This is a genomic window from Pseudomonas sp. GW823-FHT06B06 (assembly GCF_058795195.1).
Genome location: NZ_JBXAHO010000040.1, coordinates 1 through 26,345, shown reverse-complemented (window position 1 = coordinate 26,345; position 26,345 = coordinate 1). Strand labels below are relative to the sequence as shown.

Below are 26,345 nucleotides of genomic sequence, written 5' to 3'. Positions count from 1 at the left end.
ATCGTCTTTTTCACGGGTTTTTTAAACGTTCAGCCAAAGAAGTCGCCAGTTGCGCCGTCAGCCCATAGACCGACAACTGCGGGTTTGCGCCAATGCTGGTGGGGAAGAGCGAACCATCATGGATCGACAAATTACCCAGTTGATGATGCCGGCCAAGGCTATCGGTGACCGCATTTTTCGGGTCTTCGCCCATGCTGCATCCGCCCATCACATGGGCGCTGCCCAAGCGCGTGCGATACAACGCCAGATTGAGCCCGTCGATCAGCGTGCGCGCTTCGCCCAAGGTTTTAACGTAGCGAGCATCGGCGTGCATGGGCATCACGGCCTTGGCGCCCCCGGCGAACTGGATCTCGGCCATGCTGTGGAAGGCCCGGCGCAAGCCGTCCCAGACGTAGGGTGAAATCTGGTAGTCGAGCACTGGTGTAGCGTCACCGCGCAGTTGTACGCTGCCACCGGGACTGTCCGGGTGGAATCCGTCGCGCAGCAACGCCAGCATGGCGTGAGTGTGCGGCAGGTCAGCCATGTGCCGGGCATTTTCCTGGCCGAAGCCACCCAGCAGGGTGGCGGCCAGCGCCGGGTGCAGCGGCGGAACCTCCAGTTTGTAGCCAATCTTGCCGGTGGTGCCATCCTGCCATTGGAAATGGTCGGAATAGATCGACTGTGGCGCGCCATAGAACGGGTTGATGACTTCGTCGAACAAGCCGGCGGACATGTTCACCAGATGCAGAAAGGTGCGTGTGCCCAGCCGCTTGTGCGGGTCGGGCGCGTCGGAGCGCAGCAGCAGCGCCGGGCTGTTGATTCCGCCGCCGGCCAATACGTAATGCTTGGCCTTGACCCTGATACTGCGTCCGGTGGGCTCGACACAGCGCTCGTCCATCGCCACGCAGTGCAGTCCGGTGACGGTCTCGCCACTGATGATGAGTTTTTCCGCGCGGGCCAGATAAAGCAGCTCGCCGCCGTTTTCCAGGGTGGCCGGAATGGTCGTGACCATCATCGACTGCTTGGCGTTGGTCGGGCAGCCCATGCCGCAGTAGCCGAGGTTCCAGCAGCCGCTCACATTGCGCGGGATCACATGCCAGTTGTAACCGAGCTTTTCGCAACCCTTGCGGATCACTTCGTTGTTCGCGTTGGGCGGGACCATCCACGGGGCGACGCCCAGGCGCTGTTCCATTTTTTCGAACCAGGGCGCCATTTCAGCAGGGGAATGGCCCTTCACGTTGTGTTCCTTGGCCCAGTGTTCCAGGGTTGGCTCTGGCGTGCGGAAGCTGGAGGTCCAGTTGATCAGCGTGGTGCCGCCCACCGCCCGGCCCTGGAGGATGGTGATTGCGCCATCCTTGCTCATGCGACCGATGCCTTCCTGGTAGAGGCTGGCGTAGGCCTGGTCTTCGAGCAACTTGAAGTCGCTGCTGGTCTTGAGTGGGCCTTCCTCGATCAGCAGCACTTTGTAGCCGGCCGCACTGAGGATTTCGGCCGTGGTCCCTCCACCGGCACCGCTGCCGATGATCGCCACATCCGCTTCGAGGGTCAGGTCCTGGGTCAGTTGCGAGCCATCATGGGTTTTCCAGCCACGGGCCATGCCTTCGCGGAACGGGTCGGGTACGGGCATCTTCGGGTTCTCTTTTTATTGTTGGATGAAGTGGTGAAGCAGCTGGCGCCTTCGCGAGCAGGCTCGCTCCCACATGGGTACGCGATCTCTGTGGGAGCGAGCCTGCTCGCGAAAGCGTCGACGCGGTCTCAAACCGCTGGTGGCCCCGGATACCCGCAATGCGCCCATGACTCCTTGCGCCCATACCAGGCCATCATCACCAGTTGCAGCAATGAACTGTGACCCATGCGCAGCAGGCTCAACGAGCTGTTTTCCCAGCGATCGAGGAAGCGCCGGATATCCTCGGCACTGGCGTTTTCCCAGCTACCCCAGATCCCGGTCAGCGGCCCGCGGGTCACGGCCATGCCCAGCACATCGAACAATTGTCGAGTGAGCTTGAGCATTTCCGGAGACAGGTGGTCGAGGTTGTAATCGAGGCTTTTCAGGGTGCCCTCGACAGCCTCCGGCATGTTCGCGGCCGTGACTGCACCGTCGAGCATCACTGGGACAAGGGCGCGCAAAAACAGCAGGTCGCTACTGCGCAGTGCCGTGAAGCCACTGGCAGGCGCGCTCGATGAGCAGCCGCTGAGGCTGGCCCCCAACCCGGCAGTGGCAAGAAAGGCGCTGGCGCCGAGGCTGAATTTGAGCAGGCCGCGCCGTGACAGCGCGGGTGTTTCGGACAGGCTTGGGTGCATTATTGTTATTACCCGGCGGTGGCTATCGTTAGCGGATAAACAGCTTCTGGATCATTTTCTGAATGGCTTTGCCATAGGGCGGATAGATCAGCTTCGCCGCGTTGAAGCGCTGCTTGACCAGCACACCCTTGGCCTTGCTGAACGTCAGGAAGCCTTCGTGTCCGTGGTAATGGCCCATGCCCGAAGGACCGATACCGCCGAACGGCATGTCATCCTGGGCCACGTGCAGCAGGGTGTCGTTGAGGCAGACGCCTCCGGAGTGGGTCTCGTTCAGCACACGGTTTTGCTCGCGCTTGTCGTAGCCAAAGTAGTACAGCGCCAGTGGGCGAGGCCGCTGGTTGATATAGGCGAAGGCCTGGTCCAGATGCTTGTAGGGAACGATCGGCAACAGCGGGCCGAAGATTTCGTCCTGCATCACCGTCATCTCGTCGTTGACGTTAAGCAGCAGGCTATGCGCCATGCGACGGCCTTGGCCTTGCTCGAACACTGGAATCAGCAGGGCACCCTTGCTGGTGGCATCGCTGACATAGCCCTTGAGTCGCGCCAGTTGTCGGTCATTGATGATCGCGGTGTAGTCCGGGTTGTCGGCGAGGGTCGGATAAAAACCGCGAACCGCCTGTCGATAGGCCTCCACGAACGCGCCGACACGATCTTCCGGCACCAGCACGTAATCCGGGGCCACGCAGGTCTGGCCGGCATTGAGGGTCTTGCCGAAAGCGATGCGTTCAGCGGCATCCTTGAGCGGTACGTCATGGGAAACAATGGCCGGGGACTTGCCGCCCAGTTCCAGGGTGACCGGCGTCAGGTTTTCCGCCGCCGCGCGCATCACGTGTTTGCCAATGCTGGTGGCGCCGGTGAACAGCAGGTGATCGAAGGGCAGGCGTGAAAACGCCACGCCGATATCGGCTTCGCCCAGCACCACGCAAACCAGGTCTTCGGGGAAGATTCGCGCGAACAACGCCTTGATCAGCAAACCGGTGGCCGGGGTCGATTCGCTGAGTTTGAGCATCACCCGGTTACCTGCCGATAACGCGCCGACCAAAGGCCCGATGGCCAGGTACAACGGATAGTTCCACGGCACGATGACCCCGACCACGCCCAGTGGCTGGTAGACCACCTTCGCCGACGCCGGCTGAAACGCGATACCGACTTTGCGCCGCGACGCGCGCATCCAGCCCTTGAGGTGGCGGCGGGCGTGGTGAATGCCGTGCAGGCTGGGCATCAGTTCGGCGAGCAAGGTTTCATCGGCACTGCGGTTGCTGAAATCCTGGCTGATCGCATCGATCAAGGCCTGGCGTTCGTTGTCCAGCAAATCACGTAGCGCCTTGAGCCATTGCTGGCGCTGGGCCGCGGGCGGCATCGGGTTGGCAGCATAGGCCGCGCGCTGTGCGTCGAACAGGGTCTGAAGCTCTTGCAGGGGCTGCTGGAGATTTTGCAGGTAGGAAATGTCAGCAGTCATGGTCGGCTCCGGATTTGTTGTAGTGAGAGCATTTCTAGAGTCTATACTCTAAAAAGTCAAATACCATCCTCGGCACCGCTTTGTTTTATCGCTCGCGGATAGGCCGTAAGATGCCCCTCATCGCACTCTGAATTTAAGCTCAAGCCATGGCCCCAAGGATAAAAACCAGCGAGCGCATCGTGCAGAACAGCCTGGAGCTGTTCAACCAGCAGGGCGAGCGCAGCATCAGCACCAACCACATCGCCGCCCACATGGAGATTTCTCCGGGCAACCTGTACTACCACTTTCCTAACAAGCAGGCGATCATCGCCGTGCTGTTCGGTGAGTATGAGAGCCTGGTGGACAGCTTCCTGCGTCCGCCACAGGGGCGCGCCGCCACGGTGGAAGACAAGCGTTTCTACCTCAAGGAGCTGTTGTCAGCCATGTGGCGCTACCGGTTCCTGCACCGGGACCTGGAGCACTTGCTCGACAGTGACCCGGAACTGGCGGCCCGCTACCGGCGCTTTTCCCAGCGCTGCGTGATTCAGGGCGCCGCCATCTACGAAGGTTTTGTTGCCGCCGGCATCCTGAAGATGGATCGGGTGCAGATCGAGTCCCTGACGATCAATGCCTGGATCATCCTCACCTCCTGGGTGCGTTTTTTGTGCACCACGCGGGAAAACTCCAGCCACCTCAGCGAACAAGCCATCAAGCGCGGCGTGTACCAGGTATTGGTGCTGGAGGCGGGTTTCGTCACGGATCAAGCTCGCGACGCGGTCGATGCGCTGTTTGAAGAGTTTTACGTGCCGTTGGCCCAGGCATTGGAAGAAGTATGAAATAACGAATGCTGCAGGATCGAAAATAGCCCATCACAGGAGCCCGTTATGCCCATTGCGCAACTGATCAGCCCGCAAGCACTGGACCTGAAAAAGGACCAGCCGGGGTTGGTGATTCTTGATTGTCGTTTTGCTCTCGAAGACCCGGATTACGGCCAGCGCAGCTACGCACAAGGGCACATCGCCGGCTCGTCTTTTGCCGATCTTGAGCGCGACCTGAGTGGCAAAGTGGTCAAGGGCGTGACCGGGCGCCATCCATTGCCCGAGCCGGCGGACTTGATCGAACGCCTGCAGGCGTGGGGCATCAACGCCGACAGCGAAGTGGTCTTGTACGACGACGGTCCGGGTGCCTTTGCAGCGCGGGCCTGGTGGTTGCTGGCCTGGTTGGGCAAGCGTGACGGCGTGTTTATCCTCGACGGCGGGCTTAAGGCCTGGCACGCGGCGGGCTTGCCCCTGAGCCTGGACCCACCGTCGAGTAGCCGCGGCACATTTACCGGAGTGCCGGACAACGCGCTGATCCTCAGTGCCGAGCAGTTGCAGGAGCGCCTGGCCCAACCCGCGCTGACCTTGCTCGATGCCCGTGCCTTGCCGCGCTTCAAGGGCGAGGTTGAACCGATCGACCCGATTGCCGGCCACATTCCTGGTGCGCAATGTGCGGCCTTCACCGACAACTTGGGCAGCGACGGGCGTTTCCTGCCAGCCGATCAGCTCAAGCAGCGGTTTGCCGCAAAACTCGGCGAGCGCTCGCCGGCCGATCTGGTGGCGTATTGCGGTTCCGGTGTGACGGCGTGCCATAACCTGTTCGCCCTGTGCCTGGCGGGTTATCCGTTGGGGTCGTTGTATGCCGGGTCGTGGAGTGAGTGGATCAATGATCCTGCGCGGGGCGTTGCCACCGGCGAATAAGCCCTACCCCCTGTGGGAGCGAGCCTGCTCGCGAAAGCGAAATATCCGCCGACTGATAAGTTGATTGACACACCGCTTTCGCGAGCAGGCTCGCTCCCACAGGGGTAACGGGTTTTCTTGAGCGTTAATAAAGGCGCGCGCTGCGATACGCTCCAGGTCCAACCCCATACACCTGCTTGAACTGCCGGCTCAGATGACTCTGGTCGGCAAACCCCAGCTGTGTCGCGACGTCCAGCGGCAAACAACCACCCTGCAGCAACGCCCGCGCCCGAGCGATGCGTTGCTGCATCAGCCATGTGTGTGGCGGCATGCCGGTGGCGCGGCGGAACACCCGTGCGAAGTGGAAAGGCGACAAGTTCACCGTCGCCGCCAGTTCTTCCAGCGAAGGCGGCGCCGCCAGTTGTGCCTGCAGCAGCTCCTTGGCCAAAGTCACTGCCCGGTGCTCCTTGCCCGGTTTGCCGGCAACGGGAACCGCTGCGTGGCGTTGCAGCAGTGACAGCATCAGCTCCCGCCAGGCAGTCTGCTGCTGCAGGGCTGTGGCGGGGCTTTCCAGCAAGCGATGTAACTGACAAAAGCCGTTGACCAGGTCCTGGTCGCGATACAGCGTGGCGCCGAATGCCGGCAGGTGATGGGTCGGCAGTTCCAGCTCGGCCAACAGTGAAAGAATCTGCTCGCTGTCGGGATAAAACGCCCGGTACAACCAGCCGTCTTCCGTACCCTTGTGGCCTGTGTGCAGTTCATCAGGGTTGATCAGCACCAGTGTGCCACTGCCTGCCAGGTGTTCGGCACCGCGATAGCGGTAACGCTGGGCGCCGGCCATGATCATGCCGATCACATAGCCATCATGCACATGGGGGGCGAAACGGTGTTCGATGTAGCGTGCCGACAACAGCTCGATCCCGGCTAACGGCGCCGTTTGCCAGAAGTGGATGGACTCGCCCTGGGTGTTGCCCATGGCCTAGCCGCGTCCCACGGTAGTCAGCCACTGCGGAATGCGCCGCTCCAGGTAGTACCCTGGTTGGCGGAACGAGCCATCGACAAATCCGACATGCCCGCCCCGGGCCTGCAATTCGAATTGCGTGCAGGCTGACAACTCGTCAGCCTGCGGCAGGCTGTGGGGAAAAACGAAGGGGTCATCGGCAGCCTGAATGATCAGGGTGGGTGTACAGATTTCGCCGAGGAAGTAGCGGCTCGATGCGCGACGATAGTAGTCCTGGGCATCCGCGAAACCATTGAGGGGCGCGGTCACCCGGCCATCGAAATCCCAGAACGTGCGCATGTTTTCCAGCGAGCCCAGCGCAGCGAGTGCCGCGAGACCCTCCTCGCGCCCGTCATGCTGAAACTGGCGTTGCTTGTTCTTGATGTAGGCCAGCATCTCGCGCATGAAATGCGCCTGATAGACCTTTGAGAAACCCTGGCCGATGCGGTCGGCGCACTGGTCCAGGCGAAACGGCACCGACACCGCCACCGCGCCGAGCACGCCGCTGGCACTGCCGGTTTCACCCAGATGCTTGAGCAGCACATTGCCGCCCAGGGAATAACCGACGGCATACAACGGTGCGAGTGGACGCTTTGCCCGCAGGTGCCTGATGGTTTCGGCCAGGTCTTCACTGGCGCCGGAATGATAGCTGCGCGGCAACAGATTGGGTTCGCCGGAGCAGCCACGCCAGTTCAGCGCGACACTGGCCCAGCCCTGGTCGCCCAGCGCTTTCTGTATGCCGGCAACATAAGGTGAATTCGACGAACCGGTCAGTCCGTGCAACACCAGGACCAGAGGCGCATCGACAGTGTGCGGGCCATGCCAGTCAAGGTCGAGGAAGTCGCCATCCTCGAGCCACAGGCGTTCACGCTCGCGTTGCAGGTGGGTGGTTTTGCGCCACAGCGGCCCCCACAAGGTCTGCAAGTGCGGATTGCCGAGGCCGAAGGCTGGTCTGAAGGCGGGCGGTTCAGTGATCGTGTGGCGGGGTTGCACATCCGTTCTCGTTAAAGGTCTTCGTGAAACCGCACAATGACGCGGCCGGCTTGCGCCGCGACCGCGTCGTCATGGGAAATCTAACTTGCCACAATCTCGTCGGTTTCGCGACAGATGCCATTGGCCGCACTTTCCATAGGGGCTGGTAGCGGTTGCTGGTCGGCCTTGGGCCCCAGGATGACTGTGCTCCATTGCTCGCTGTCGAGATGTCGGATAAGTGCGTTCTTGACCGATGCGAGGTCCAATGCCAAGGCTTTTTCAGTGGAAAAGTCGAGGCTCAATGGTAAGTCGTTGACAGCGATGTCGCGCAGCTGCCCCACGATCTGTGTATTGGTGGTGCTGTTCAATGGCGCGCTGCCGGCCAGTCGCGTTTTGGTGTCATCGAGTTCTTCCTGGGTGGGGCCGTGGATCAGGAAGTCACGAGACATCTCCTTGATTTTTGTCATTACCCCATCGGCGACTTCCGGTCTGGTCTGCAGCTCGATTGTCATGATGCCTTGCGCCTGAAGGGTAGAAAGCCCGGCTTGAACGTCATAAGTGAGACCACGAAGCTCACGAAGTTCATGCATCAGCCGATTTGTGAAAATCTGGCTCGCCATCTGCAATGCAACATAGTCTGGACTGGCGCGCAGGACGCCTGGCTGGGCAAGGCGCACGTAAGCCTGGTTCGTTGGCCTTTGCAGCTGCAGAAAACCTGGAGAGGCGGGACTGTCCGGGGCTTTGATCGTGGCAACGGTGGGTCCCAGGGGTAATGCACTGGAAATCTGTGCGCCAATGCGCTGGGCTTCGTCCTCCGTAAGGTCGCCGACCAGCGTTATCATCGCGTTGCCTGCTGCGTACCCGTGGCGATGGAAGTCCTGGACCTGATTGTGGGTGATGGCGGCAAGACCGTCCCTGGTCCCATACACGGACTGTACATAACCGTGTCCGGGGGACAGCAATCCTTGTAGGGCTTTATTGGCCTGGTAGGCATGGGACTGGTCCTCAGTGTCGAGGAAGTGCAGTAGCTGGGACTTCGCCACAGGCAGGGACTGTTCCGGCAATGAAGGTTTGCCAAGCATCTGGGCAAACAGCGCCAAGGCAGGAACACGTTGGGCTTCATCGCTCAAGCTGCGCAAGGAAAAGTTGGCCCGATCCTGAGTGATACCCATGCCCAGTCTGGCTCCCAGTTGGTCGAAGCTTTCCAGAATGGCATTGAGGTCCTTGCCATCCACGCCTTCATTCAAAAGGCTGTAGGTCAGGGCTGCCAGGCCAGGTTGATGGGGGGTGTGAGCGCTGCCGGCGGCAAAGCTGACATGCACGTCGAACATGGGCAGGCCGGGGGTGCGAATGAACAGGACTTTGGTTCCGGAAAGGGTCTTGTATCCCTTGATCGGTAGCGACCGCGCAACCGATTGGGCCTGAGGCTCATTCAGTGATTGCAACATGACTTTTTGTGGTGCGGTCATTGTGGTGGCAACAGCCGTAAGCGCCTGCCCGCTCATCAGCACGCCAGACAGTATTAGCCATATGCCTTTCATGAAGGGTGTGAACTTATCCATTGTTCTTCTCCGGCAGGATCCGGGCGATGCTCATCCGTTCGCGTGTCAGGTAAGTGATTGCAGCGTTTTGAATATCCAGGGGAGTGATCTTGTTCAGCTCATCCGTGTCCTGATCCGCCAACTGCCAGTCGAGGCCAATGCTTTCCAGCAGGCCGAGTGTACTGGCTTGGCCTTCCAGATCATCTTGTGCATAAACCGTGTTGGCGATCAGGATGGTTTTGGCCCGATCCAGTTCGGCCTTTTCCGGTGCCTTGCCTTTCAGTTCATCAATCGTTTGCCACAGGCGCGCAAGTGCCTGGTCTGGACTCGTGACCTTGTCGAGGTTGAGTTGAGTGCTGATGGTCAGCAACGAATCGCCGCGAGTGAAGGCGTCGTACCCTGACTGGACCTCGGAAAATATCGCTTCGCCAAACTGCAGTTGCTGTTTGATTCGTGCACTGTTGGAACCTGCCAACAGGATTTCGAGCAGGCGCAGGGCATGAGCGGTCCCGCGCTCTTGCGCAGTGGCCAGGCCAGGAATGTTGAAACTCATGATGAGCTGCGGAGCCGATATCGGGGCGTACAGGGTCAACGACCTTTCGCCGGGTGTGGACAATTCGACAGGTACGACGGCAACCGGCGTCGTGCGTCGATCCAGGTGATCGAAGTATTTCTGTGCCAACGCCTTGACCCCGTCAGGGGTGACATTGCCAACGACCACCAGCGTCGCATTGTTGGGTGCGTACCAGGCCTGGTACCACTGCTGCAGTTGAAGGGCCTCCAGCCGCTGCAGGTCGTGCATCCAGCCTATGACCGGGGTGCGATAGGCGCTGCTCAGGTAGGCGAGGCTTTCCAGGCGTTCGAGGCTCAGGGCTGAAACATGGTCGTCGATACTATTGCGACGCTCCTGCTTTATAACCTCCAGCTCCGTGGTGAAATCTTGCTCACGCAACCTGGCCGTACTCATCAGGTCGGCCATGATTTCGAACGCAACAGCCAGCCTGCCGGGGGCAAGTGTCTGGTAATAGACGGTGTAGTCCTTACCGGTAAATGCGTTTTCGTTGGCCCCGAGTTTCTCCAGTATTGCGGGAAACTCTCCGGCGCAGGCTTTGCTGCTGCCTTTGTAGACCATGTGCTCGAGGGCGTGGGACAGGCCGGACTGGCCAGGCGTTTCGTAGCTTGAACCGACTTTCAGCCAGAGTTGGGCGGTGACGGCTGCAGATCGATGATCTTCACGCACGACAACCTTAAGTCCATTGTCCAGGGTGAAAGCTTGAGTCAAAGGGGGTGATGCGGCGACAGCCAAGAGCGGCAGCCACCCGATAAAGAGCAACAGACATGTGCTGCAGGAGATGTTCATCCGTGTACATCCTCAGTGGTTTGCAGGTATTTGCACAAACCACTGTGGATTATCTGGAGGGTCGTCTGGCGGTAACTATGTAGCGCGTATTCAGGGTAATTGCGGGGCGGTCATGTCACAGGGATTCAGGCGCTGCGTTGCCACAACGAGTAGTAGACACGTCCGGACTTCTGCTCCCGGTGCAGGCGCCAGTTCTCAGGCAGGCCGAGGGTCGAGGGTGCGCTTTCGCTTTCGGTGTACACCCAGGCATCTTCGGCCAGCCACTGGCGCTCTTCTAGCAGCGTGCAAACGGCGGGCAGCAAGTTCTGGTTGAACGGCGGGTCGAGGAACACCAGGTCGTAGGCAATCGCTGGCTGGGTTTCCAGATAACGCAGGGCATCGGCGGTCTGGACCTGGCCGGTGGTGCAGCGCAGCGTGCCCAGGTGCTCCTTGAGGCTGGACACCGCAAGGCTGCTGGCATCCAGCGCCTGGCCCATGGCTGCGCCACGGGACAAGGCTTCGAGAAACAGCGCGCCGCTGCCGGTGAACGGATCGAGCACCTTGGCGCCCGGGACGTAGGGTGCGAGCCAGTTGAACAGGGTTTCACGCACCCGGTCCGGCGTCGGGCGCAGGCCTGGAGCGTCGGGGAAGCTCAGTTTGCGGCTGCGCCATTCGCCGCCGATGATGCGCAGCTGGTTCACACCGTTATGCACGTTGTGGACAGGTTTTTTCGGGCGAGAAGTGGCCATTAATGCTCCGGAACCCCGAGCGGTTGCTCGGCGGGTTTATCAGTAGGGGCCGGCAACGGCTTTTGCGGCACGGTTGGGCCAGCGCTGACGATGACCAGCTTGTCCGTACTCAGGTGTTTGTTCATTGCTGTCTTGACCTGCTCGACGGTCAGGTTCTGCGACTGCTGCATGAAGTCTTCCAGATGACTGAGTGGCAAGCCATAGAAGCCAATCGCGCCCAACTGGCCGACGATATCGGCGTTGCTGGCGGTGGACAGCGGGAAGCTGCCAGCCAGTTCGCGCTTGGCGTCGTCGAGCTCTTTTTCGGTCGGGCCGGTCTTGAGGTAGTCGGCGAGTACATCCTGCACCAGTTTCAGGGTGCCTTCGCTCATTTCGGCGCGGGTCTGCAGGTTGATCATGAACGGGCCACGTGCCTGCATCGGGCTGAAACCTGAGTACACACCATACGCCAGGCCACGCTTTTCGCGCACTTCGCTCATCAGTCGAGTACCAAAACCGCCACCACCGAGGATCTGGTTGCCCATGGACAGTGCCGCGTAATCCGGATCGTCGCGGTCGATGCCCAGTTGCGCGAGCATCAGGTTGGTTTGCTTGGACGGGAACTCGATATGGCCGATGCTGGCCTTGGGTTCGGCGGGTTGCTCGATCTTCGGCAGGGCCGGACCTTTGGGCAGGGCGGCCGATACCTGCGCGGCAATGGCTTCGGCTTCGGCGCGGGACAGGTCGCCGACCAGCGCGATCACCACGTTGCCTGCGGCATAGGCTTTCTGGTGGAACGCGCGCAGTTGCGCAAGGGTGACGGCCGGAACGGTATGCGCCGTGCCATCGCTGGCGTGCGCGTAGGGGTGATTACCGTACAAACGGTTCATCAACTCGAGGCTGGCGAGTTTGCCGGGGTTCTGTTTCTGGTATTCGAAACCGGCGAGCATCTGGTTCTTGATGCGGGTAAACGAGTCGGCGGGGAAGGTCGGTTTGCCGACCACTTCGGCGAACAGCTTCAAGGCCGGTTCACGTTTGTCCGCTGCGCTGAGACTACGCAGCGAGGCAACCGCCATGTCTTTGTAGGCACCGTTACCGAAATCGGCCCCCAGGCCTTCGAAGCCCTGGGCAATGGCGCTGACATCCTTGCCAGCCACGCCTTCATTAAGCATGGCGTTGGTCAGTAGCGCCAGGCCCGGAGCGTCACCGTCCTGGCTGCTGCCGGCGGCAAAGATCAGGCGCATGTCGAACATCGGCAGCTCACGGGCTTCGACGAATAACACCTTGGCGCCTTCTGCAGTGTTCCAGGTCTGCACATCGAGCTTACGGTGGCTCGGGGCCTTGCCGTTGAGTTCGGTCAACGACTGCAGCTTCTGGCTGGCCTTGGCCTTGTCCAGCGCTTCGCTGGCATTGGACGGGTCGGTCTTGGAAAAATAGAACGCGGCCGACCCGATCAGGGCGACAGCGATCAAGCCAAGCAGGGCGAGGCGCGGTTTTTTAGGCTCACTCATGAGTCGTCTCCTCCGGCAGAACATGGGCGACGCTGAGACGTTCGCGGGTGAAATACAGCTTGGCGGCGTCCTGGATATCTTGCGGTGTCACGCTTTCCAGTTCGGCGAGTTCGGTGTCCATCAGTTTCCACGACAGGCCGACGGTTTCCAGCTGGCCGATGGCGGTGGCCTGGCTGGTGATCGAGTCGCGCTCGTAGACCAACCCGGCGATGACCTGCGCCCTTACGCGTTCCAGTTCTTCGGCGGTCGGCGCGGTGGTTTTCAGTTGTTCAAGCAGCTTCCACAAGCCGGCTTCGGCCTGGGCGATGGTCTTGTTCTTCTGGCTATTGGGCGTTGCCGACAGGGTAAACAGGCTGTCGCCGCGGGTGTAGGCGTCGTAACTCGACGAGCCGCCGGACACCAATTCTTCGCCACGCTCCAATTGAGTCGGAATGCGTCCGCTGTAGCCGCCGTCGAGCAGGGCCGAGATCAGCCGCAGGGCGTTGACCAGGCGCTTGTCGTCAGTGGTGGCGATGCTTGGCACGTTGAAGGCCAACATCAGGCTGGGCAATTGGGTCTTCACATGCAGGGTGATCTTGCGTTCACCGGGCTCGGCCAGTTCCAGCGGAATCTTCGCCGACGGCACCTCACGCCGGGCGATCGGACCGAAGTAGCGCTGGGCCAGGGTCTTGACCTCGTCCGGCGTCACGTCGCCGACCACCACCAGCGTGGCGTTGTTGGGCACGTACCAGGATTGGTACCAATGACGCAGCTCTTCGACTTTCATGCGGTCCAGGTCTGCCATCCAGCCAATGGTCGGCGTGTGATAGCCGCTGGCCGGGTATGCCATGGCCTTGAAGCGCTCGTAAGCCTTGGACATGGGTTTGTCGTCTGTGCGCAGGCGCCGCTCTTCCTTGATGACTTCGATCTCGCGAGCGAACTCGTCGGGCGGCAGGCGCAGGCTGGCCATGCGATCGGCCTCCAGTTCGAAGGCCACGCCCAGGCGGTCGCGGGCCAGGACCTGGTAATAGGCCGTGAAATCGTCGCTGGTGAAGGCGTTTTCTTCGGCGCCGAGGTCGCGCAGGATCAGCGACGCTTCGCCAGGGCCGACTTTTTCGCTGCCCTTGAACATCATGTGTTCCAGGGCATGGGACAGGCCGGTCTGGCCGGGCGTCTCGTAGCTGGAGCCAACCTTGTACCAGACTTGGGAAACCACCACCGGGGCGCGATGGTCTTCGCGCACGACGACCTTCAAGCCGTTGTCGAGGGTGAATTCGTGGGTCGGTTGCGGGTCGGCCGCAAGGGCCGAAAGGGGCAGGCAAAGTGTGCTGAGCAGCAGGCCTGCAGCGCGGCGGGCTAGGGCATTCATTCGTTTTTAAACCTTTGGGGCTGCCCGCTTGTTCTTAGCTTCAGCGGGCGAGAGGGTGCTAGGATACTGATCCGTTTTACTGGCGGCCACGCCTATCAGGCCTTTACGTTTGATCAGGTTGTTTGGGTTTGCGGCAGTAAGCTGTGGTTTATCAACTAAACTCTGCTTTTTCGCCGATTTTCCGCCATCAGTCCTTAGTGAAATCGTTTTTGCAGGGTGCCTTTTGCACCTCGACAAAATGTTGCGCATGAACAAGCTGGGTCAATCGCAGTCTGTTCTGCATCGAATATTCATTTGCCGGGGCGCCCGTTGGCGCGTCGCTACCGTGAGATAGCCGTCCTCCATGTTTGGTTCCAACGACGACAAGAAGACCCCAGCTGCGGCTGGTGAAAAGAAAAGCCTGTTCGGATGGCTGCGCAAAAAGCCGCAGGAACCCGTCGTCGAACAGCCACAACCACTACCTGAGCCAACGCCCGCGCCGGTAATAAACGCCGAACCTGCGCCGGTTGTGTCGCCGATCGCCGAGCCGGTGCTGCAACCGCTTGTCGAAACAGCGACTGAAGTCGTCGCCGAATTGCCGCTGACCCCGGTCACCGAGCCCTGGTTGACCTTGCCAGTGGCGGAAGAGCCGGTGGCGCTGGTCGAAGATGACTTGGCGCCGCACGTGACACCACCGATTCCGGCGCAGGCGGTTTCTGCGCCTGAGCCGGTTCAGGCACCCGTGGTCGAGCCGGTCGTTGCGCCCGTCGTCGAGGCTGCACCGCCACCCGCGGTCGCTGCATTTGTCCCGCCGGTTGCACCGATTGTCCAGGCGCCAGAGCCTGCACCTGCACCTGTTATTGCTCCTGTTGTCGCTGCCCCTATCGAAGTTCCAGTCGAGCCGGTACGCACCGAAGAAACCAAAGCCGGTTTCTTCGCCCGCCTCAAGCAAGGCCTGTCCAAGACCAGTGCCAGCATCGGCGAAGGCATGGCCAGCCTGTTCCTGGGCAGGAAAGCCATCGATGACGAACTGCTCGATGACCTCGAAACCCGCCTGCTGACCGCCGACGTTGGTGTCGAGGCTACGTCAGTGATCATCCAGCGCCTGACCCAGAAGGTCGCGCGCAAGGAACTGGCCGATGCCGATGCGCTGTACAAATCCCTGCAAGCCGAGCTGGCGGCCATGCTCAAGCCCGTCGAGCAACCGCTGAAAATCACCTCGCAGAACAAGCCTTTCGTGATCCTGGTGGTGGGCGTCAACGGCGCCGGTAAGACCACCACGATCGGCAAGCTGGCGAAGAAACTGCAGCTGGAGGGCAAGAAAGTCATGCTGGCCGCCGGCGACACCTTCCGCGCTGCCGCGGTCGAGCAATTGCAGGTATGGGGCGAGCGCAACAAGATTCCAGTCATCGCCCAGCACACCGGGGCCGATTCGGCTTCGGTGATCTTCGACGCCGTCCAGGCCGCCAAGGCCCGTGGCATCGATGTGCTGATCGCCGACACCGCCGGTCGCCTGCACACCAAAGACAACCTGATGGAAGAGCTGAAAAAGGTTCGCCGGGTGATCGGCAAGCTCGATGCCGACGCGCCGCACGAGGTGTTGCTGGTGCTCGATGCCGGCACGGGGCAGAACGCCATCAACCAGGCCAAGCAATTCAACCAGACCGTCGAACTGACCGGCCTGGCGCTGACCAAGCTCGACGGGACCGCCAAGGGCGGGGTGATTTTCGCCCTGGCCAAGCAGTTTGGCCTGCCGATCCGCTACATCGGCGTCGGTGAGGGCATCGACGATTTGCGCACTTTTGAAGCTGAACCCTTTGTCCAGGCACTGTTTGCCGAACGGGAGCGTTCATGATTCGTTTCGAACAGGTCGGTAAACGCTACCCGAACGGTCACGTCGGCTTGCATGAGCTGAGCTTTCGAGTCCGTCGGGGCGAATTTTTGTTTGTAACGGGCCATTCCGGTGCCGGCAAGAGCACCTTGCTGCGACTGTTGCTGGCCATGGAGCGTCCGACCAGCGGCAAGCTGCTGCTGGCTGGGCAAGACCTGAGCACCATCAGCAACGCACAGATTCCATTCCTGCGTCGGCAGATCGGCGTGGTGTTCCAGAACCACCAACTGCTATTCGATCGCACGGTGTTCAATAACGTCGCGCTGCCGTTGCAGATCCTCGGTTTGTCCAAGGCCGAAATCGCCAAGCGCGTGGACTCGGCCCTGGAACGCGTGGCGCTGTCGGACAAGACCGACCTGTATCCCGGCGACTTGTCCACCGGTCAGCAACAGCGCGTCGGCATCGCCCGTGCGATCGTCCATCGCCCGGCCCTGCTGCTGGCGGACGAACCGACCGGCAACCTCGACCCGCGTCTGGCGGCGGAAATCATGGGTGTGTTCGAAGACATCAACCGCCTGGGCACCAGCGTGCTGATCGCCAGCCACGACCTGGCCCTGATTGCGCGCATGCGCCATCGCATGCTGACGCTGCAACGCGGCCGATTGATCGGCGATGGGGAGGCCGGCGAATGAGCGCTACTCGCAGTCCAAAGGTTTCCGAGCGCGTGGCCCCCAAGGCCGCCGACCCGCAACCACAGAAGAAAAAACACGACGACGATGATGGCCCGGATTTCGCCACGCTGTTGCGCGCCTGGATCGAAAGTCATCGCGCCAGCCTGCTCGACAGCTTGCGTCGCCTGGGCAAGCAGCCCATCGGCAGCTTTTTCACCTGCATGGTGATGGCGGTTGCCTTGAGTTTGCCCATGGGCCTGTCACTTTTGCTAAGTAACGTTGAGCGCCTTGGTGGTTCCTGGCAACGCGCGGCGCAGATCTCCCTGTACCTGCAACTCGAGGCCAGCGCGACGGATGGCGAGGCGCTGCGCGAACAGATCAAGGGTATCCCTGGGGTGGCCGATGCCGAATACGTCGGTCGGGAACAGGCGCTGGAAGAGTTCCAACAGCAGTCGGGCCTGGGTGAAGCGCTCAAGGAACTGCCGGAAAACCCGCTGCCTGGCGTGGTGTTGGTAACGCCGACCGAAGTCGACAAGCCGGCTCTTGAAGCATTAAGACAAAAACTTTCCGAACTGCCGAAGGTACAACAGGCGCAGCTTGATCTAGTCTGGGTCGAGCGTCTGGCAGCCATCCTCAAGCTGGGCGACCGATTTGTCTTCGGTCTGACCGTGCTTCTGGTTTCTGCATTACTTTTGGTGATAGGCAATACCATTCGTCTTCATATTGAAAACCGCCGCACAGAGATAGAAGTGATTAAACTCGTAGGCGGCACTGACAGCTATGTGCGCAGACCCTTTCTCTACATGGGAGCGCTGTATGGTTTCGGTGCGGGGATTCTTTCCTGGGGCGTATTGGCGTTCGGCCTGAACTGGCTGAACGATGCGGTGGTCGGCTTGGCCGGGTTGTACGGCAGTGATTTCGCACTGGCCGGCGTACCGGTTGCCGACGGTCTGTCTCTCTTGCTTGGCGCGGTGCTGTTGGGTTATATCGGTGCATGGATTGCAGTCGCACGTCATCTCAGGGAGCTGGCGCCGAAGTAGAATCTTTTTTGCGCGTATTGACCTTGCAGTTTTTAAGGGAACTTGTCTTTCGGTTTCCGGTCAATTTTCGCAGTGCCAATGGCACGAGTATGTAAGTGGGAGGTTTTTTCGTATGACCAATTCTTTGCAGCCTGCATATGCTCTGGTCCCGGGTGCGAACCTGGAGGCCTATGTGCACACCGTCAACAGCATTCCATTGCTGACGCCGGAGCAGGAGCGTGAACTGGCCGAGAGTCTCTATTATGAGCAGGATCTTGAGGCGGCTCGGCAGATGGTGCTCGCCCACCTGCGTTTTGTCGTACATATCGCCCGTAGCTATTCCGGCTACGGCCTGGCCCAGGCTGACCTGATCCAGGAAGGTAACGTCGGCCTGATGAAGGCCGTGAAGCGCTTCAACCCGGAAATGGGCGTGCGCCTGGTGTCCTTTGCCGTGCACTGGATCAAGGCGGAGATCCACGAATTCATCCTGCGTAACTGGCGGATCGTGAAAGTCGCGACCACCAAGGCCCAGCGCAAGCTGTTCTTCAACCTGCGCAGCCAGAAAAAACGCCTGGCGTGGCTGAACAACGAGGAAGTCCACCGTGTGGCGGAAAGCCTCGGGGTGGAGCCGCGGGAAGTGCGCGAGATGGAAAGTCGCCTGACCGGTCACGACATGGCCTTCGACCCGGCGGCCGAAGCCGATGACGACAGTGCCTTCCAGTCACCGGCCAACTATCTGGAAGACCACCGGTACGACCCGGCCCGTCAGCTGGAAGATGCCGACTGGAGCGACAATTCCAACCACAACCTGCACGAAGCGCTCGAAGTGCTGGACGACCGCAGCCGCGACATCCTCTACCAGCGCTGGCTGGCAGAAGAAAAGTCCACGCTGCACGACCTGGCACAGAAGTACAACGTGTCGGCCGAGCGTATTCGCCAGCTCGAGAAGAGCGCGATGAACAAGCTCAAACTGTCCATCGCCGCGTAACCCGCGCGAAAGGCAATAAAAAACGCCCCGGTCATTGATCGGGGCGTTTTTGTTGGTGCTGCCAATGAATCTACCGCACTGCCAAACCAATGTGGGAGCGAGCCTGCTCGCGAAAGCGTCAAGTCAGCCAGCACAAATTTGAATGATCAATCGCTTTCGCGAGCAGGCTCGCTCCCACAGTGGGGGGGCATCAGTGTCCGGAAAAATCGTGATCGTCTATTGTTCCCAAGGTGCCCGACGCGAATCATTGAGCCCCACCAGGTAGCTGTCTCCACCCAACTGACTCATCTGCCGCCGAATCCAGCCCGCACGCCGTGCCACGTAAGCGGTTGGATGGCTGGCACTCCATACTCGCGGATTCGGTAATACGGCCGCCAGCAAGCTCGATTGCTGGCGACTGAGACCTTTTGCGCTGGTGCCAAAGTGGTGTCTGGCCGCCGCCTCTGCCCCAAACACCCCGTCATCCCACTCGACGCTGTTGAGGTACACCTCAAGAATCCGCTGCTTGGGCCAGAACACTTCGATCAACCCGGTAAACCAGGCTTCCAGGCCTTTGCGCAGCCAACTGCGGCCGGACCACAGGAACAGGTTTTTCGACACCTGCTGGCTCAGGGTGCTGGCACCCCGGATGGTGCCGCCGAGCTCGTTGTGGGCCAGTGCTTTCTGGATCGCGCCGAAGTCAAAGCCCCAATGCTCGGGAAATTTCTGGTCCTCACCGGCAATCACCGCGACTTTAAGGTCGTCGGAGATTTCATCCCAAGGTTTCCAGGTACGTTGCAGGTCGATGGGCTCGCCATCGAACCAGGATTCGATCTTGCGCTCGACCATCAGCATTGTCCCGGGCGGCGGCACCACGCGGAAAATCAGCACCAACACTACACTGGCACCCATGAACCAGAGCACGGCCTTGGCGAAACGACGGAAATAGATACGCAGCATAGAGATGGCTTGGCCGAACCCGTTGAGCGGGCCATTATACAGACCCTGTGGATCGAGACTGACTGGAGTTCTTCATGCTGCGTGGCTTTTTGATGCTGGCCGCTTTTTTCGGCTTCACCGGTGTCGGTCTCGGGGCGTTTGCCGCGCACGGCCTGAAAAACCGCCTGAGCGCCGAATACCTGGCAATTTTCCATACCGGCGTCACCTATCAACTGGTGCACACCCTGGCATTGCTGGGCGTGGCGTTGCTGGCTACGCAGATTCCGGGTCGCCTCGTTACCTGGGCCGGCGCATCCTTTGCCATCGGTATTGTGCTGTTCTCCGGCAGCCTGTACGTGCTGACGCTGACGGGAGTCAGCAAGCTGGGCATCATCACCCCGTTCGGTGGCCTGGCGTTCCTGATCGGCTGGCTTTGCCTGGGCCTTGCCGCCTGGCGCTTGCCGTTGACCGCTTGACGCTTGTTGCTGACCTTTAGGTCATGATCGGGCTAGAATGCCAGCCCCAAAAAATGATGGCGGCATTCGACATGCGCATTCAGTTGAACGGCGAATCCTTTGAACTGCCCGACGGTGAAACCGTTGCGGCCCTGCTGACCCGTCTGGACCTGACCGGACGCCGGGTGGCGGTCGAACTCAATCTGGATATCGTCCCGCGCAGCCAGCATGCCGATACCACGCTCAACGACGGTGACAATGTCGAAGTCGTGCACGCCATCGGCGGCGGCTAGTCGCCCGGCCTGCAAGGGCACAGAATTCTGCAAGACCCTCACCCTTAAAGAGGATTCCCCATGAGCATCGTTCGCAGCGACAAGCCTTTTGTTCTGGCCGGTCGTACTTACCAGTCGCGTTTGCTGGTGGGTACCGGCAAGTACCGTGACATGGAAGAAACCCGTCAGGCCATCGAGGCCTCGGGTGCCGAGATCGTCACCTTCGCCGTGCGCCGCACCAACCTGGGCCAGATTGAAGGCGAGCCGAACCTGCTCGAAGTGCTGTCGCCGGATCGCTATACCTTCCTGCCAAACACCGCCGGTTGCTACGACGCCATCGAAGCCGTGCGCACCTGCCGTCTGGCCCGTGAGCTGCTCGACGGCCACAATCTGGTCAAGCTGGAAGTGCTGGCCGACCAGAAAACCCTGTTCCCCAACGTGATCGAAACCCTCAAGGCCGCGGAAACGCTGGTCAAGGAAGGCTTCGACGTGATGGTCTACACCAGCGACGACCCGATCATCGCCCGTCAACTGGCGGAAATCGGCTGCATCGCGGTGATGCCGCTGGCCGGGCTGATCGGTTCTGGCCTGGGGATCTGCAACCCGTACAACCTGCAGATCATCCTCGAAGAAGCAAAAATCCCGGTGCTGGTGGATGCCGGTGTCGGTACCGCTTCCGACGCCACTATCGCCATGGAACTGGGCTGCGATGCGGTGCTGATGAACTCGGCCATCGCTCACGCCCAGCAGCCGATCATGATGGCCGAAGCCATGAAACACGCGATCGTCGCAGGCCGCCTGGCCTACCTCGCCGGCCGCATGCCGAAAAAACTCTATGCCAGCGCCTCTTCGCCGCTGGATGGTCTGATCAAGTAAGAGCCTTTGATGACTGAATCGAACGACACGCCAATCCAGACGGAAGAAGGCGACGAGCGCCAACACCGCCGCATCAAGAGTTTCGTGATGCGCGCCGGGCGCATGACCGAAGGCCAGCAACGTGGCCTGGAGCAGGGTGCGCCGCTGTTCGTGCTGCCCCTGGCCGACGCGCCGGTGGACTTCGACCAGGTGTTCGGTCGCTCGGCACCGCGTTCGCTGGAGATCGGCTTCGGCATGGGACATTCGCTGCTGGAAATGGCCGCGGCTTCGCCGGAGCAGGATTTCATCGGCGTCGAGGTTCACCGTCCAGGTGTTGGCGCGCTGCTCAATGGCGTATTGACCCAGGGTTTGACCAACCTGCGGGTTTACGATTGCGATGCCATCGAAGTGCTCAACCGCTGCGTGGCCGATAACAGCCTTGATCGCCTGATGCTGTTTTTCCCGGACCCATGGCACAAGAGCCGTCACCACAAGCGTCGTATCGTCCAGGCGTCCTTCGCCGAACTGGTGCGTAGCAAGTTGAAGGTCGGCGGTATCCTGCACATGGCCACCGACTGGGAACCGTACGCCGAGTACATGCTGGAAGTGATGAACGTCGCACCGGGTTACCGCAACCTCGCCGAAGACGGCAAGTGCGTGCCACGCCCGGCCGAGCGCCCGATCACCAAGTTCGAACGCCGTGGCGAACGTCTTGGGCATGGCGTGTGGGATCTGAAGTTCGAAAAGCAGTCCTGATCGACTGAGTCTGTACTGATCGTTCCCACGCTCTGCGTGGGAATGCAGCCCGGGACGCTCTGCGTCCCCTCTAAAGCCGAACGCGGAGCGTCCGTTGAGGCATTCCCACGCAGAGCGTGGGAACGATCAATGACCAGGGAGTCAGCGGCGGTCGGCGACTACGCCGATAAGCACCAGCACCACCAGCAACACCGGCGCCAGGCTGTAATTGTTGAACTGGCTCAAGCCCTTGACGATCCACGGCGTGGCGTAGATCAGCGCCGCACCGCTACCCACCATGCACAGCAACGACATCAGTGGTACGCGCAAGGCGCCGGCGATGCTGCCCAGGCGTTGCTCGACCCAGCCTTTGAAATCCGCACCGAACAGCACCAGCAGGCAACCTACCAGGGCGAGGGCGATTTCCGAGAGATTGCTGCGGCTCCAGCGAGACGCGGTGGCGAGCAGGTCGAGTACCAAATCCATTCGATTTCCTTATGTCAGAAATTTCTGCAGCAAGTCGTTGAGGAAGAGTTGTCCGCGCTCGGTAGCCGCCAGACGTGACGGTTCGACCTGCAACAGGCCGCTTTGTTCGGCTTCGCGACGGCTTTCGGTGAGGCTTTCCAGGGTCATTCCAGTGCGTTCCGGATAAAGCCGCGCCTCGACACCTGCGGTCAGGCGCAGGGCGTTCATCAGGAACTCAAACGGCATTTCTTCATTGCTCAACGCTTTTTCGCCAGCCTGGAAGCGCTTTTTCGGGTTCAGGTAGTCCTTCGGCAGGCGGGTCTTCCAGGTGCGGATAATGCGTCCATCCGGATGGCTGAGCTTGCCGTGGGCACCGGCACCGATGCCGATGAAGTCGCCAAAGCTCCAGTAATTGAGGTTATGCCGAGCCGGGCGACCCGGCTGGGCATAAGCCGAGACTTCATACTGCGCGTAACCGTGTTCAGCCAACAGCGCCTGCCCGGCTTCCTGGATATCCCATAGGGTGTCGTCTTCCGGCAGCGTCGGGGGCTGGTTCCAGAATACGGTGTTCGGCTCCAGGGTCAGCTGATACCAGGAGAGGTGGGTCGGCTTCAGGGCGATGGCTTGGCGCAAGTCGCTCAGGGCGTCTTCCAGCGATTGATCGGGCAAGCCATGCATCAAGTCAAGGTTGAAGTTATCGAACCCCGCTTGACGAGCCATGCCGGCGGCGCGTACGGCCTCATCACCGTTGTGGATACGACCCAAGGCATTGAGTTTTTCTTGCTGGAAACTCTGGATGCCAATCGACAGGCGATTGATGCCCAGCGCTCGGTAGGCGATGAACTTCTCTTGTTCGAAGGTCCCCGGATTGGCTTCCAGAGTGATCTCGATGTCGCTGGCAAAGGCAATGCGTTGCTCCACGCCTTTGAGCAGGCGACCTAAGGCCTGGGCACTGAACAGGCTGGGCGTGCCGCCACCGAAAAAGATCGAGCTCAGCTCACGGCCGTAGACAGCGTGCAGGTCCTGATCGAGGTCAGCCAGTAATGCGTCGACATACTCTTCTTCCGGGAGCACGGGGCTGGCGGTGTGGGAGTTGAAGTCGCAATAAGGGCATTTACGTACGCACCACGGGATGTGGATGTACAGCGCCAAGGGCGGCAGCACAGGCAGGGCGGCCCGAGGCGATTGCGCGGCGCCGCCGAAGATCAACGACGACGCGGAGGATTCACGGGTCATTTCAAGCCCAGTCGCTGGCGCAGCAGATCCATTGCACGGGCGCGGTGGCTGATCTGGTTCTTGTCGCCCGGACTGAGCTCGGCGCTGGAGCAATCACGCTCCGGCACCCAGAACAACGGGTCGTAGCCGAAACCGTGTTCGCCGCTGGCCTGGGTCAGGATGCGTCCGTGCCACAGGCCTTCGCAGAGAATCGGCAGCGGATCGTCGGCATGCCGCACCAGCGCAAGCACGCAGACGAACTGGGCGCCACGTTCAGCTTCAGGCACGTCTTTCAACACATCGAGCAGCTTGGCGTTGTTCGCCGCATCGCCCTTGCCATCGGCATAACGCGCCGAGTAGATGCCTGGCGCACCGCCAAGGAAATCCACCGCCAGCCCGGAATCGTCCGCCAGGGCCGGCAGGCCGGAAATGCGCGCGGCATTGCGGGCCTTGAGGATGGCGTTCTCGACGAACGACAGACCGGTTTCTTCAGGCTCCACGCTGCTGAACTCGCCGATCGAGCGCAGTTGCACCGATTCGCCGAGCATGGCCTGGAGTTCCTTGAGTTTGCCGGCGTTATGGCTGGCCAATACGAGTTGCGTGAAGTTGATCATTCGCCGGGGAAGAGCTCTTGGTTGAAATTGATAGTGTTGATTTTGTCACCGGTCTGCACCTTGATCTCGAAGGTGCGGGTTTCCTGCTGCGGGACCGGGTATTGGGCGATGTAGTAGATCGCGCCTTGCTCGGTAATCTGCTTGAAGTTCAGTGGCACGCTTTGGCTGGTCAGGTCCTTGACCGTGCCGCTGACTTGAGCCATCTGCGGCTTGCCGTCCTTGAGCACGGAAACGTTGATCACGCCCTGGTTCTTGCTACGGGTTAGCTCCGCGGCCTTGGCGATGTCCGGCGTCAGGAACGTGGAGTTGAAGGTGTTGTAGTGCACTGTCACGTCGCCGAATTTTTCCTGGCGATCACCTTTGATCGCATCGGCGGCCATGGCCGTGAAGCTCAGGCAAGCAGTAAGAAGAAGCAGCGCTAGACGACCCATGATCGTTCTCCTCGAAATGTGGTGATTCAGACTGCAACCTTGTGGTCTGCAAGCCCCGGGCTGCTGACGCGGTATATACCGATCTCACCTAACAGATTAGGCCAAAGCTTACTGGCCCACCCGTGCCGATGCTGTTGATCCACTGCCAGCCGATCAATGACCTTGGCTTCACGTTCGAGACACAAGGCTTCAAAGTCGGCGAAGGTGCAGAAGTGGATGTTCGGCGTGTTGTACCAGGTGTAGGGCAGGAACTCGGAAACCGGCATCCGGCCCTTGCTCGCCAAGTACCAGCGGCAGCGCCAGTGACCAAAATTCGGGAACGTGATGATGCACTGGCGACCGACGCGCAGCATTTCGTCGAGGATCTTGTCCGGGTAGTGCACCGCTTGCAGCGCCTGGGTCATGACCACGATGTCGAAGCTGTTGCTGGCGAAGTTGCCCAGGCCCTTGTCCAGGTCCTGCTCGATGACGTTGATGCCCTTGGCCACGCACTCGGCAATATTGTCCGCGTCGTTTTCCAGGCCATAGCCGGTGACCTGTTTGTTGTCGCGCAGCCAGGTCAGCAGTTCGCCGTTGCCGCAACCGAGGTCGAGCACGCGGCTGCCCGCGGGGATCCATTCCTGGATGATTTCCAGATCAGCTCTCATGGCTATCTCACAACGTAATGCGGTTCATGTAATTGCCGAACGCCTGCAAGTAGCGCGGAATCGGAATCAGGAAGGCGTCGTGGCCTTGCGGCGCGTCGATTTCCAGGTAGCAGACGTCCTTGCGTGCGGCCATCAGTGCGTCCACCAGTTCCCGCGAACGGGCAGGGGAGAAACGCCAGTCGGTGGTGAACGACATCACGCAGAACTTGGCGGTGGCGTTGGCGAAGGTTTTCGCCAGGTCATCGTCGAAGTTGGCCGCCGGATCGAAGTAGTCCAGGGCCTTGGTCATCAACAGGTAAGTGTTGGCGTCGAAACGCCCGGAAAACTCCTCACCCTGATAGCGCAGGTAGCTTTCCACCTGGAACTCGACGCTGTGGAAATCGTAGTTGAGCTTCTCGCTTTTCAGGCCGCGCCCGAATTTCTCGCCCATGGAGTCGTCGGACAGGTAGGTGATGTGCCCAACCATGCGCGCCAGCATCAGCCCGCGCTTGGGGATCACGCCTCGTTCCTGGAACGAACCGCCGTGGAACTCCGGATCGGTGAGGATTGCCTGGCGTGCTACTTCGTTGAAGGCGATATTTTGCGCCGACAGCTTGGGGGCCGAGGCGATGGCCAGGCAGTGGCGGATGCGATCAGGGTAGGTGATGCTCCATTGCATCGCCTGCATGCCGCCGAGGCTGCCGCCGATCACAGCGGCGAATTGCGCGATGCCCAGCCGGTCCGCCAGGCGTGCCTGGCTGTGCACCCAATCTTCAACGGTTAGCACCGGGAAATCGGCACCGAACGGCTTGCCTGTCTCCGGGTTGATGCTGCTCGGGCCGGTGGAGCCATTGCAGCCGCCGAGGTTGTTCAGGCTGACCACGAAGAACTTGTTGGTGTCGATGGGCTTGCCGGGGCCGATGCAGCTGTCCCACCAACCGGGTTTACGGTCGTCGGGGCTGTGATAGCCGGCGGCATGGTGGTGGCCGGACAAGGCGTGGCAGATCAGCACGGCGTTGCTCGCCGTGGCGTTCAGGGTGCCGTAGGTCTCGTAGACCAGGTCATAGGCCGCGAGCGAACGGCCGCAGGCCAACGCCAGGGGTTCGCTGAAGTGCGCCACTTGCGGCGTCACCAGACCAACAGAATCGGGGGGAAAGGCAGCTGGCATCGACCCTGCTCTCGTTGAAATGAGGCGTAAGTCTAAAGACCGCTGCCCATAGCAGCAAGCGACTAGCCGAGATGATCGTTCCCACGCTCTGCGTGGGAATGCAGCCCGTGACGCTCCGCGTCACATCCAGAGCCGGACGCGGAGCGTCCGTTGAGGCATTCCCACGCAGAGCGTCACTAGTGTCCGGTAAACATGTTTCATAGCTGAAGGCTGCCTTGGGCAGCCTTC

General features: G+C 60.6%; 27 protein-coding genes. 10 read left to right on the top strand and 17 right to left on the bottom strand.

The genetic code is table 11. The annotated features are described in order from the left end of the window. Positions 1-10: 10 nt before the first annotated feature. The 3 genes from AC1Q8Q_RS26635 to AC1Q8Q_RS26625 all read right to left on the bottom strand — a co-directional run bounded on the left by AC1Q8Q_RS26635 (position 11) and on the right by AC1Q8Q_RS26625 (position 3,739). Positions 11-1,606: a GMC family oxidoreductase gene (locus tag AC1Q8Q_RS26635; RefSeq protein ID WP_492615715.1), complete on the bottom strand. Its 1,596-nt coding sequence runs from the start codon at positions 1,604-1,606 to the stop codon at positions 11-13. Between the two features lie 128 nt (positions 1,607-1,734). Next, on the bottom strand, positions 1,735-2,280 hold the full coding sequence (locus AC1Q8Q_RS26630) for a hypothetical protein (protein ID WP_020797349.1): 546 nt from the start codon (positions 2,278-2,280) through the stop codon (positions 1,735-1,737). A 28-nt stretch (positions 2,281-2,308) separates the two neighbouring features. Continuing rightward, entirely contained in the window at positions 2,309-3,739 is a 1,431-nt protein-coding gene (locus tag AC1Q8Q_RS26625) for a coniferyl aldehyde dehydrogenase (protein WP_083349861.1), read from the bottom strand. Positions 3,740-3,885: 146 nt separating this feature from the next. Between AC1Q8Q_RS26625 and AC1Q8Q_RS26620 the strand changes: the two genes are divergently transcribed. Both AC1Q8Q_RS26620 and AC1Q8Q_RS26615 read left to right on the top strand, forming a co-directional pair. Next, positions 3,886-4,554 carry a TetR/AcrR family transcriptional regulator gene (locus tag AC1Q8Q_RS26620; protein WP_020797351.1) on the top strand — a complete coding sequence of 223 codons (669 nt, stop codon included), beginning with the start codon at positions 3,886-3,888 and terminating at the stop codon, positions 4,552-4,554. A gap of 48 nt (positions 4,555-4,602) precedes the next feature. Further along, the gene (locus AC1Q8Q_RS26615) at positions 4,603-5,457 is read left to right on the top strand and encodes a sulfurtransferase (RefSeq protein ID WP_168759082.1); all 855 of its coding nucleotides are present in this window, start codon (positions 4,603-4,605) and stop codon (positions 5,455-5,457) included. A 124-nt stretch (positions 5,458-5,581) separates the two neighbouring features. Here AC1Q8Q_RS26615 and AC1Q8Q_RS26610 read toward each other — a convergent pair whose 3' ends face one another. From AC1Q8Q_RS26610 to AC1Q8Q_RS26580, 7 genes are all read right to left on the bottom strand, one after another. After that, complete coding sequence (locus tag AC1Q8Q_RS26610; RefSeq protein ID WP_492615714.1) at positions 5,582-6,412, bottom strand: AraC family transcriptional regulator; 831 nt, start codon at positions 6,410-6,412, stop codon at positions 5,582-5,584. Positions 6,413-6,415: 3 nt separating this feature from the next. Beyond that, positions 6,416-7,411, bottom strand: a complete 996-nt coding sequence (locus AC1Q8Q_RS26605; RefSeq protein WP_033043051.1) for a hydrolase — start codon at positions 7,409-7,411, stop codon at positions 6,416-6,418. 98 nt (positions 7,412-7,509) lie between these two features. Then, positions 7,510-8,970, bottom strand: coding sequence for a M16 family metallopeptidase (locus AC1Q8Q_RS26600; RefSeq protein ID WP_151143684.1), 1,461 nt, complete (start codon positions 8,968-8,970; stop codon positions 7,510-7,512). After that, positions 8,963-10,309: a M16 family metallopeptidase gene (locus tag AC1Q8Q_RS26595; protein ID WP_454866347.1), complete on the bottom strand. Its 1,347-nt coding sequence runs from the start codon at positions 10,307-10,309 to the stop codon at positions 8,963-8,965. Before AC1Q8Q_RS26595 ends, AC1Q8Q_RS26600 begins: the two co-directional genes overlap by 8 nt. A 125-nt stretch (positions 10,310-10,434) precedes the next feature. After that, positions 10,435-11,037, bottom strand: a complete 603-nt coding sequence (rsmD, locus tag AC1Q8Q_RS26590; protein WP_020797357.1) for a 16S rRNA (guanine(966)-N(2))-methyltransferase RsmD — start codon at positions 11,035-11,037, stop codon at positions 10,435-10,437. Continuing rightward, positions 11,037-12,527 carry a M16 family metallopeptidase gene (locus AC1Q8Q_RS26585; protein ID WP_020797358.1) on the bottom strand — a complete coding sequence of 497 codons (1,491 nt, stop codon included), beginning with the start codon at positions 12,525-12,527 and terminating at the stop codon, positions 11,037-11,039. The genes rsmD and AC1Q8Q_RS26585 overlap by 1 nt, the downstream gene beginning before the upstream one ends. Further along, positions 12,520-13,875: a M16 family metallopeptidase gene (locus AC1Q8Q_RS26580; protein WP_020797359.1), complete on the bottom strand. Its 1,356-nt coding sequence runs from the start codon at positions 13,873-13,875 to the stop codon at positions 12,520-12,522. Before AC1Q8Q_RS26580 ends, AC1Q8Q_RS26585 begins: the two co-directional genes overlap by 8 nt. A 343-nt stretch (positions 13,876-14,218) precedes the next feature. Here AC1Q8Q_RS26580 and ftsY point away from each other — a divergent pair, with 343 nt between their 5' ends. From ftsY to rpoH, 4 genes are all read left to right on the top strand, one after another. Continuing rightward, a complete protein-coding gene (gene ftsY, locus AC1Q8Q_RS26575) occupies positions 14,219-15,709 on the top strand; it encodes a signal recognition particle-docking protein FtsY (protein ID WP_033043039.1) in 1,491 nt (496 codons plus the stop codon). After that, positions 15,706-16,377 (top strand): cell division ATP-binding protein FtsE, encoded by a 672-nt coding sequence (gene ftsE / locus AC1Q8Q_RS26570; protein WP_008065082.1) that lies wholly within the window; start codon positions 15,706-15,708, stop codon positions 16,375-16,377. The genes ftsY and ftsE overlap by 4 nt, the downstream gene beginning before the upstream one ends. Next, positions 16,374-17,396, top strand: a complete 1,023-nt coding sequence (ftsX, locus tag AC1Q8Q_RS26565; RefSeq protein WP_168759079.1) for a permease-like cell division protein FtsX — start codon at positions 16,374-16,376, stop codon at positions 17,394-17,396. Before ftsE ends, ftsX begins: the two co-directional genes overlap by 4 nt. Before the next feature lie 112 nt (positions 17,397-17,508). Next, entirely contained in the window at positions 17,509-18,363 is an 855-nt protein-coding gene (gene rpoH / locus AC1Q8Q_RS26560) for an RNA polymerase sigma factor RpoH (RefSeq protein WP_008065085.1), read from the top strand. 216 nt (positions 18,364-18,579) lie between these two features. Here rpoH and mtgA read toward each other — a convergent pair whose 3' ends face one another. Beyond that, positions 18,580-19,302 (bottom strand): monofunctional biosynthetic peptidoglycan transglycosylase, encoded by a 723-nt coding sequence (gene mtgA, locus AC1Q8Q_RS26555; RefSeq protein WP_033043036.1) that lies wholly within the window; start codon positions 19,300-19,302, stop codon positions 18,580-18,582. A gap of 74 nt (positions 19,303-19,376) precedes the next feature. Here mtgA and AC1Q8Q_RS26550 point away from each other — a divergent pair, with 74 nt between their 5' ends. The 4 genes from AC1Q8Q_RS26550 (at position 19,377) to trmB (ending at position 21,619) form a co-directional block, all read left to right on the top strand. Further along, positions 19,377-19,757: a DUF423 domain-containing protein gene (locus tag AC1Q8Q_RS26550; RefSeq protein WP_020797364.1), complete on the top strand. Its 381-nt coding sequence runs from the start codon at positions 19,377-19,379 to the stop codon at positions 19,755-19,757. A 71-nt stretch (positions 19,758-19,828) separates the two neighbouring features. Then, complete coding sequence (thiS, locus tag AC1Q8Q_RS26545) at positions 19,829-20,029, top strand: sulfur carrier protein ThiS (protein ID WP_007953386.1); 201 nt, start codon at positions 19,829-19,831, stop codon at positions 20,027-20,029. Positions 20,030-20,089: 60 nt separating this feature from the next. Next, the gene (locus AC1Q8Q_RS26540) at positions 20,090-20,884 is read left to right on the top strand and encodes a thiazole synthase (protein ID WP_020797366.1); all 795 of its coding nucleotides are present in this window, start codon (positions 20,090-20,092) and stop codon (positions 20,882-20,884) included. Between the two features lie 9 nt (positions 20,885-20,893). After that, complete coding sequence (trmB, locus tag AC1Q8Q_RS26535) at positions 20,894-21,619, top strand: tRNA (guanosine(46)-N7)-methyltransferase TrmB (protein WP_020797367.1); 726 nt, start codon at positions 20,894-20,896, stop codon at positions 21,617-21,619. Positions 21,620-21,760: 141 nt separating this feature from the next. Here the strand turns inward: trmB and AC1Q8Q_RS26530 are convergent, their stop codons facing one another. Genes AC1Q8Q_RS26530 through metX form a run of 6 tightly spaced genes read right to left on the bottom strand, consistent with a single transcriptional unit; the run spans position 21,761 to position 26,117 of the window. Then, positions 21,761-22,084 carry a DUF3392 domain-containing protein gene (locus AC1Q8Q_RS26530; RefSeq protein ID WP_020797368.1) on the bottom strand — a complete coding sequence of 108 codons (324 nt, stop codon included), beginning with the start codon at positions 22,082-22,084 and terminating at the stop codon, positions 21,761-21,763. A gap of 9 nt (positions 22,085-22,093) precedes the next feature. Next, entirely contained in the window at positions 22,094-23,299 is a 1,206-nt protein-coding gene (gene hemW / locus AC1Q8Q_RS26525; protein WP_033043030.1) for a radical SAM family heme chaperone HemW, read from the bottom strand. Continuing rightward, complete coding sequence (gene rdgB, locus AC1Q8Q_RS26520) at positions 23,296-23,892, bottom strand: RdgB/HAM1 family non-canonical purine NTP pyrophosphatase (RefSeq protein WP_033043028.1); 597 nt, start codon at positions 23,890-23,892, stop codon at positions 23,296-23,298. Before rdgB ends, hemW begins: the two co-directional genes overlap by 4 nt. Then, the gene (locus AC1Q8Q_RS26515) at positions 23,889-24,323 is read right to left on the bottom strand and encodes a DUF4426 domain-containing protein (protein ID WP_033043027.1); all 435 of its coding nucleotides are present in this window, start codon (positions 24,321-24,323) and stop codon (positions 23,889-23,891) included. The genes rdgB and AC1Q8Q_RS26515 overlap by 4 nt, the downstream gene beginning before the upstream one ends. Before the next feature lie 26 nt (positions 24,324-24,349). Then, on the bottom strand, positions 24,350-24,970 hold the full coding sequence (gene metW, locus AC1Q8Q_RS26510; protein WP_008063505.1) for a methionine biosynthesis protein MetW: 621 nt from the start codon (positions 24,968-24,970) through the stop codon (positions 24,350-24,352). A gap of 7 nt (positions 24,971-24,977) precedes the next feature. After that, positions 24,978-26,117, bottom strand: a complete 1,140-nt coding sequence (metX, locus tag AC1Q8Q_RS26505) for a homoserine O-succinyltransferase MetX (RefSeq protein ID WP_020797372.1) — start codon at positions 26,115-26,117, stop codon at positions 24,978-24,980. Positions 26,118-26,345 lie beyond the last annotated feature (228 nt).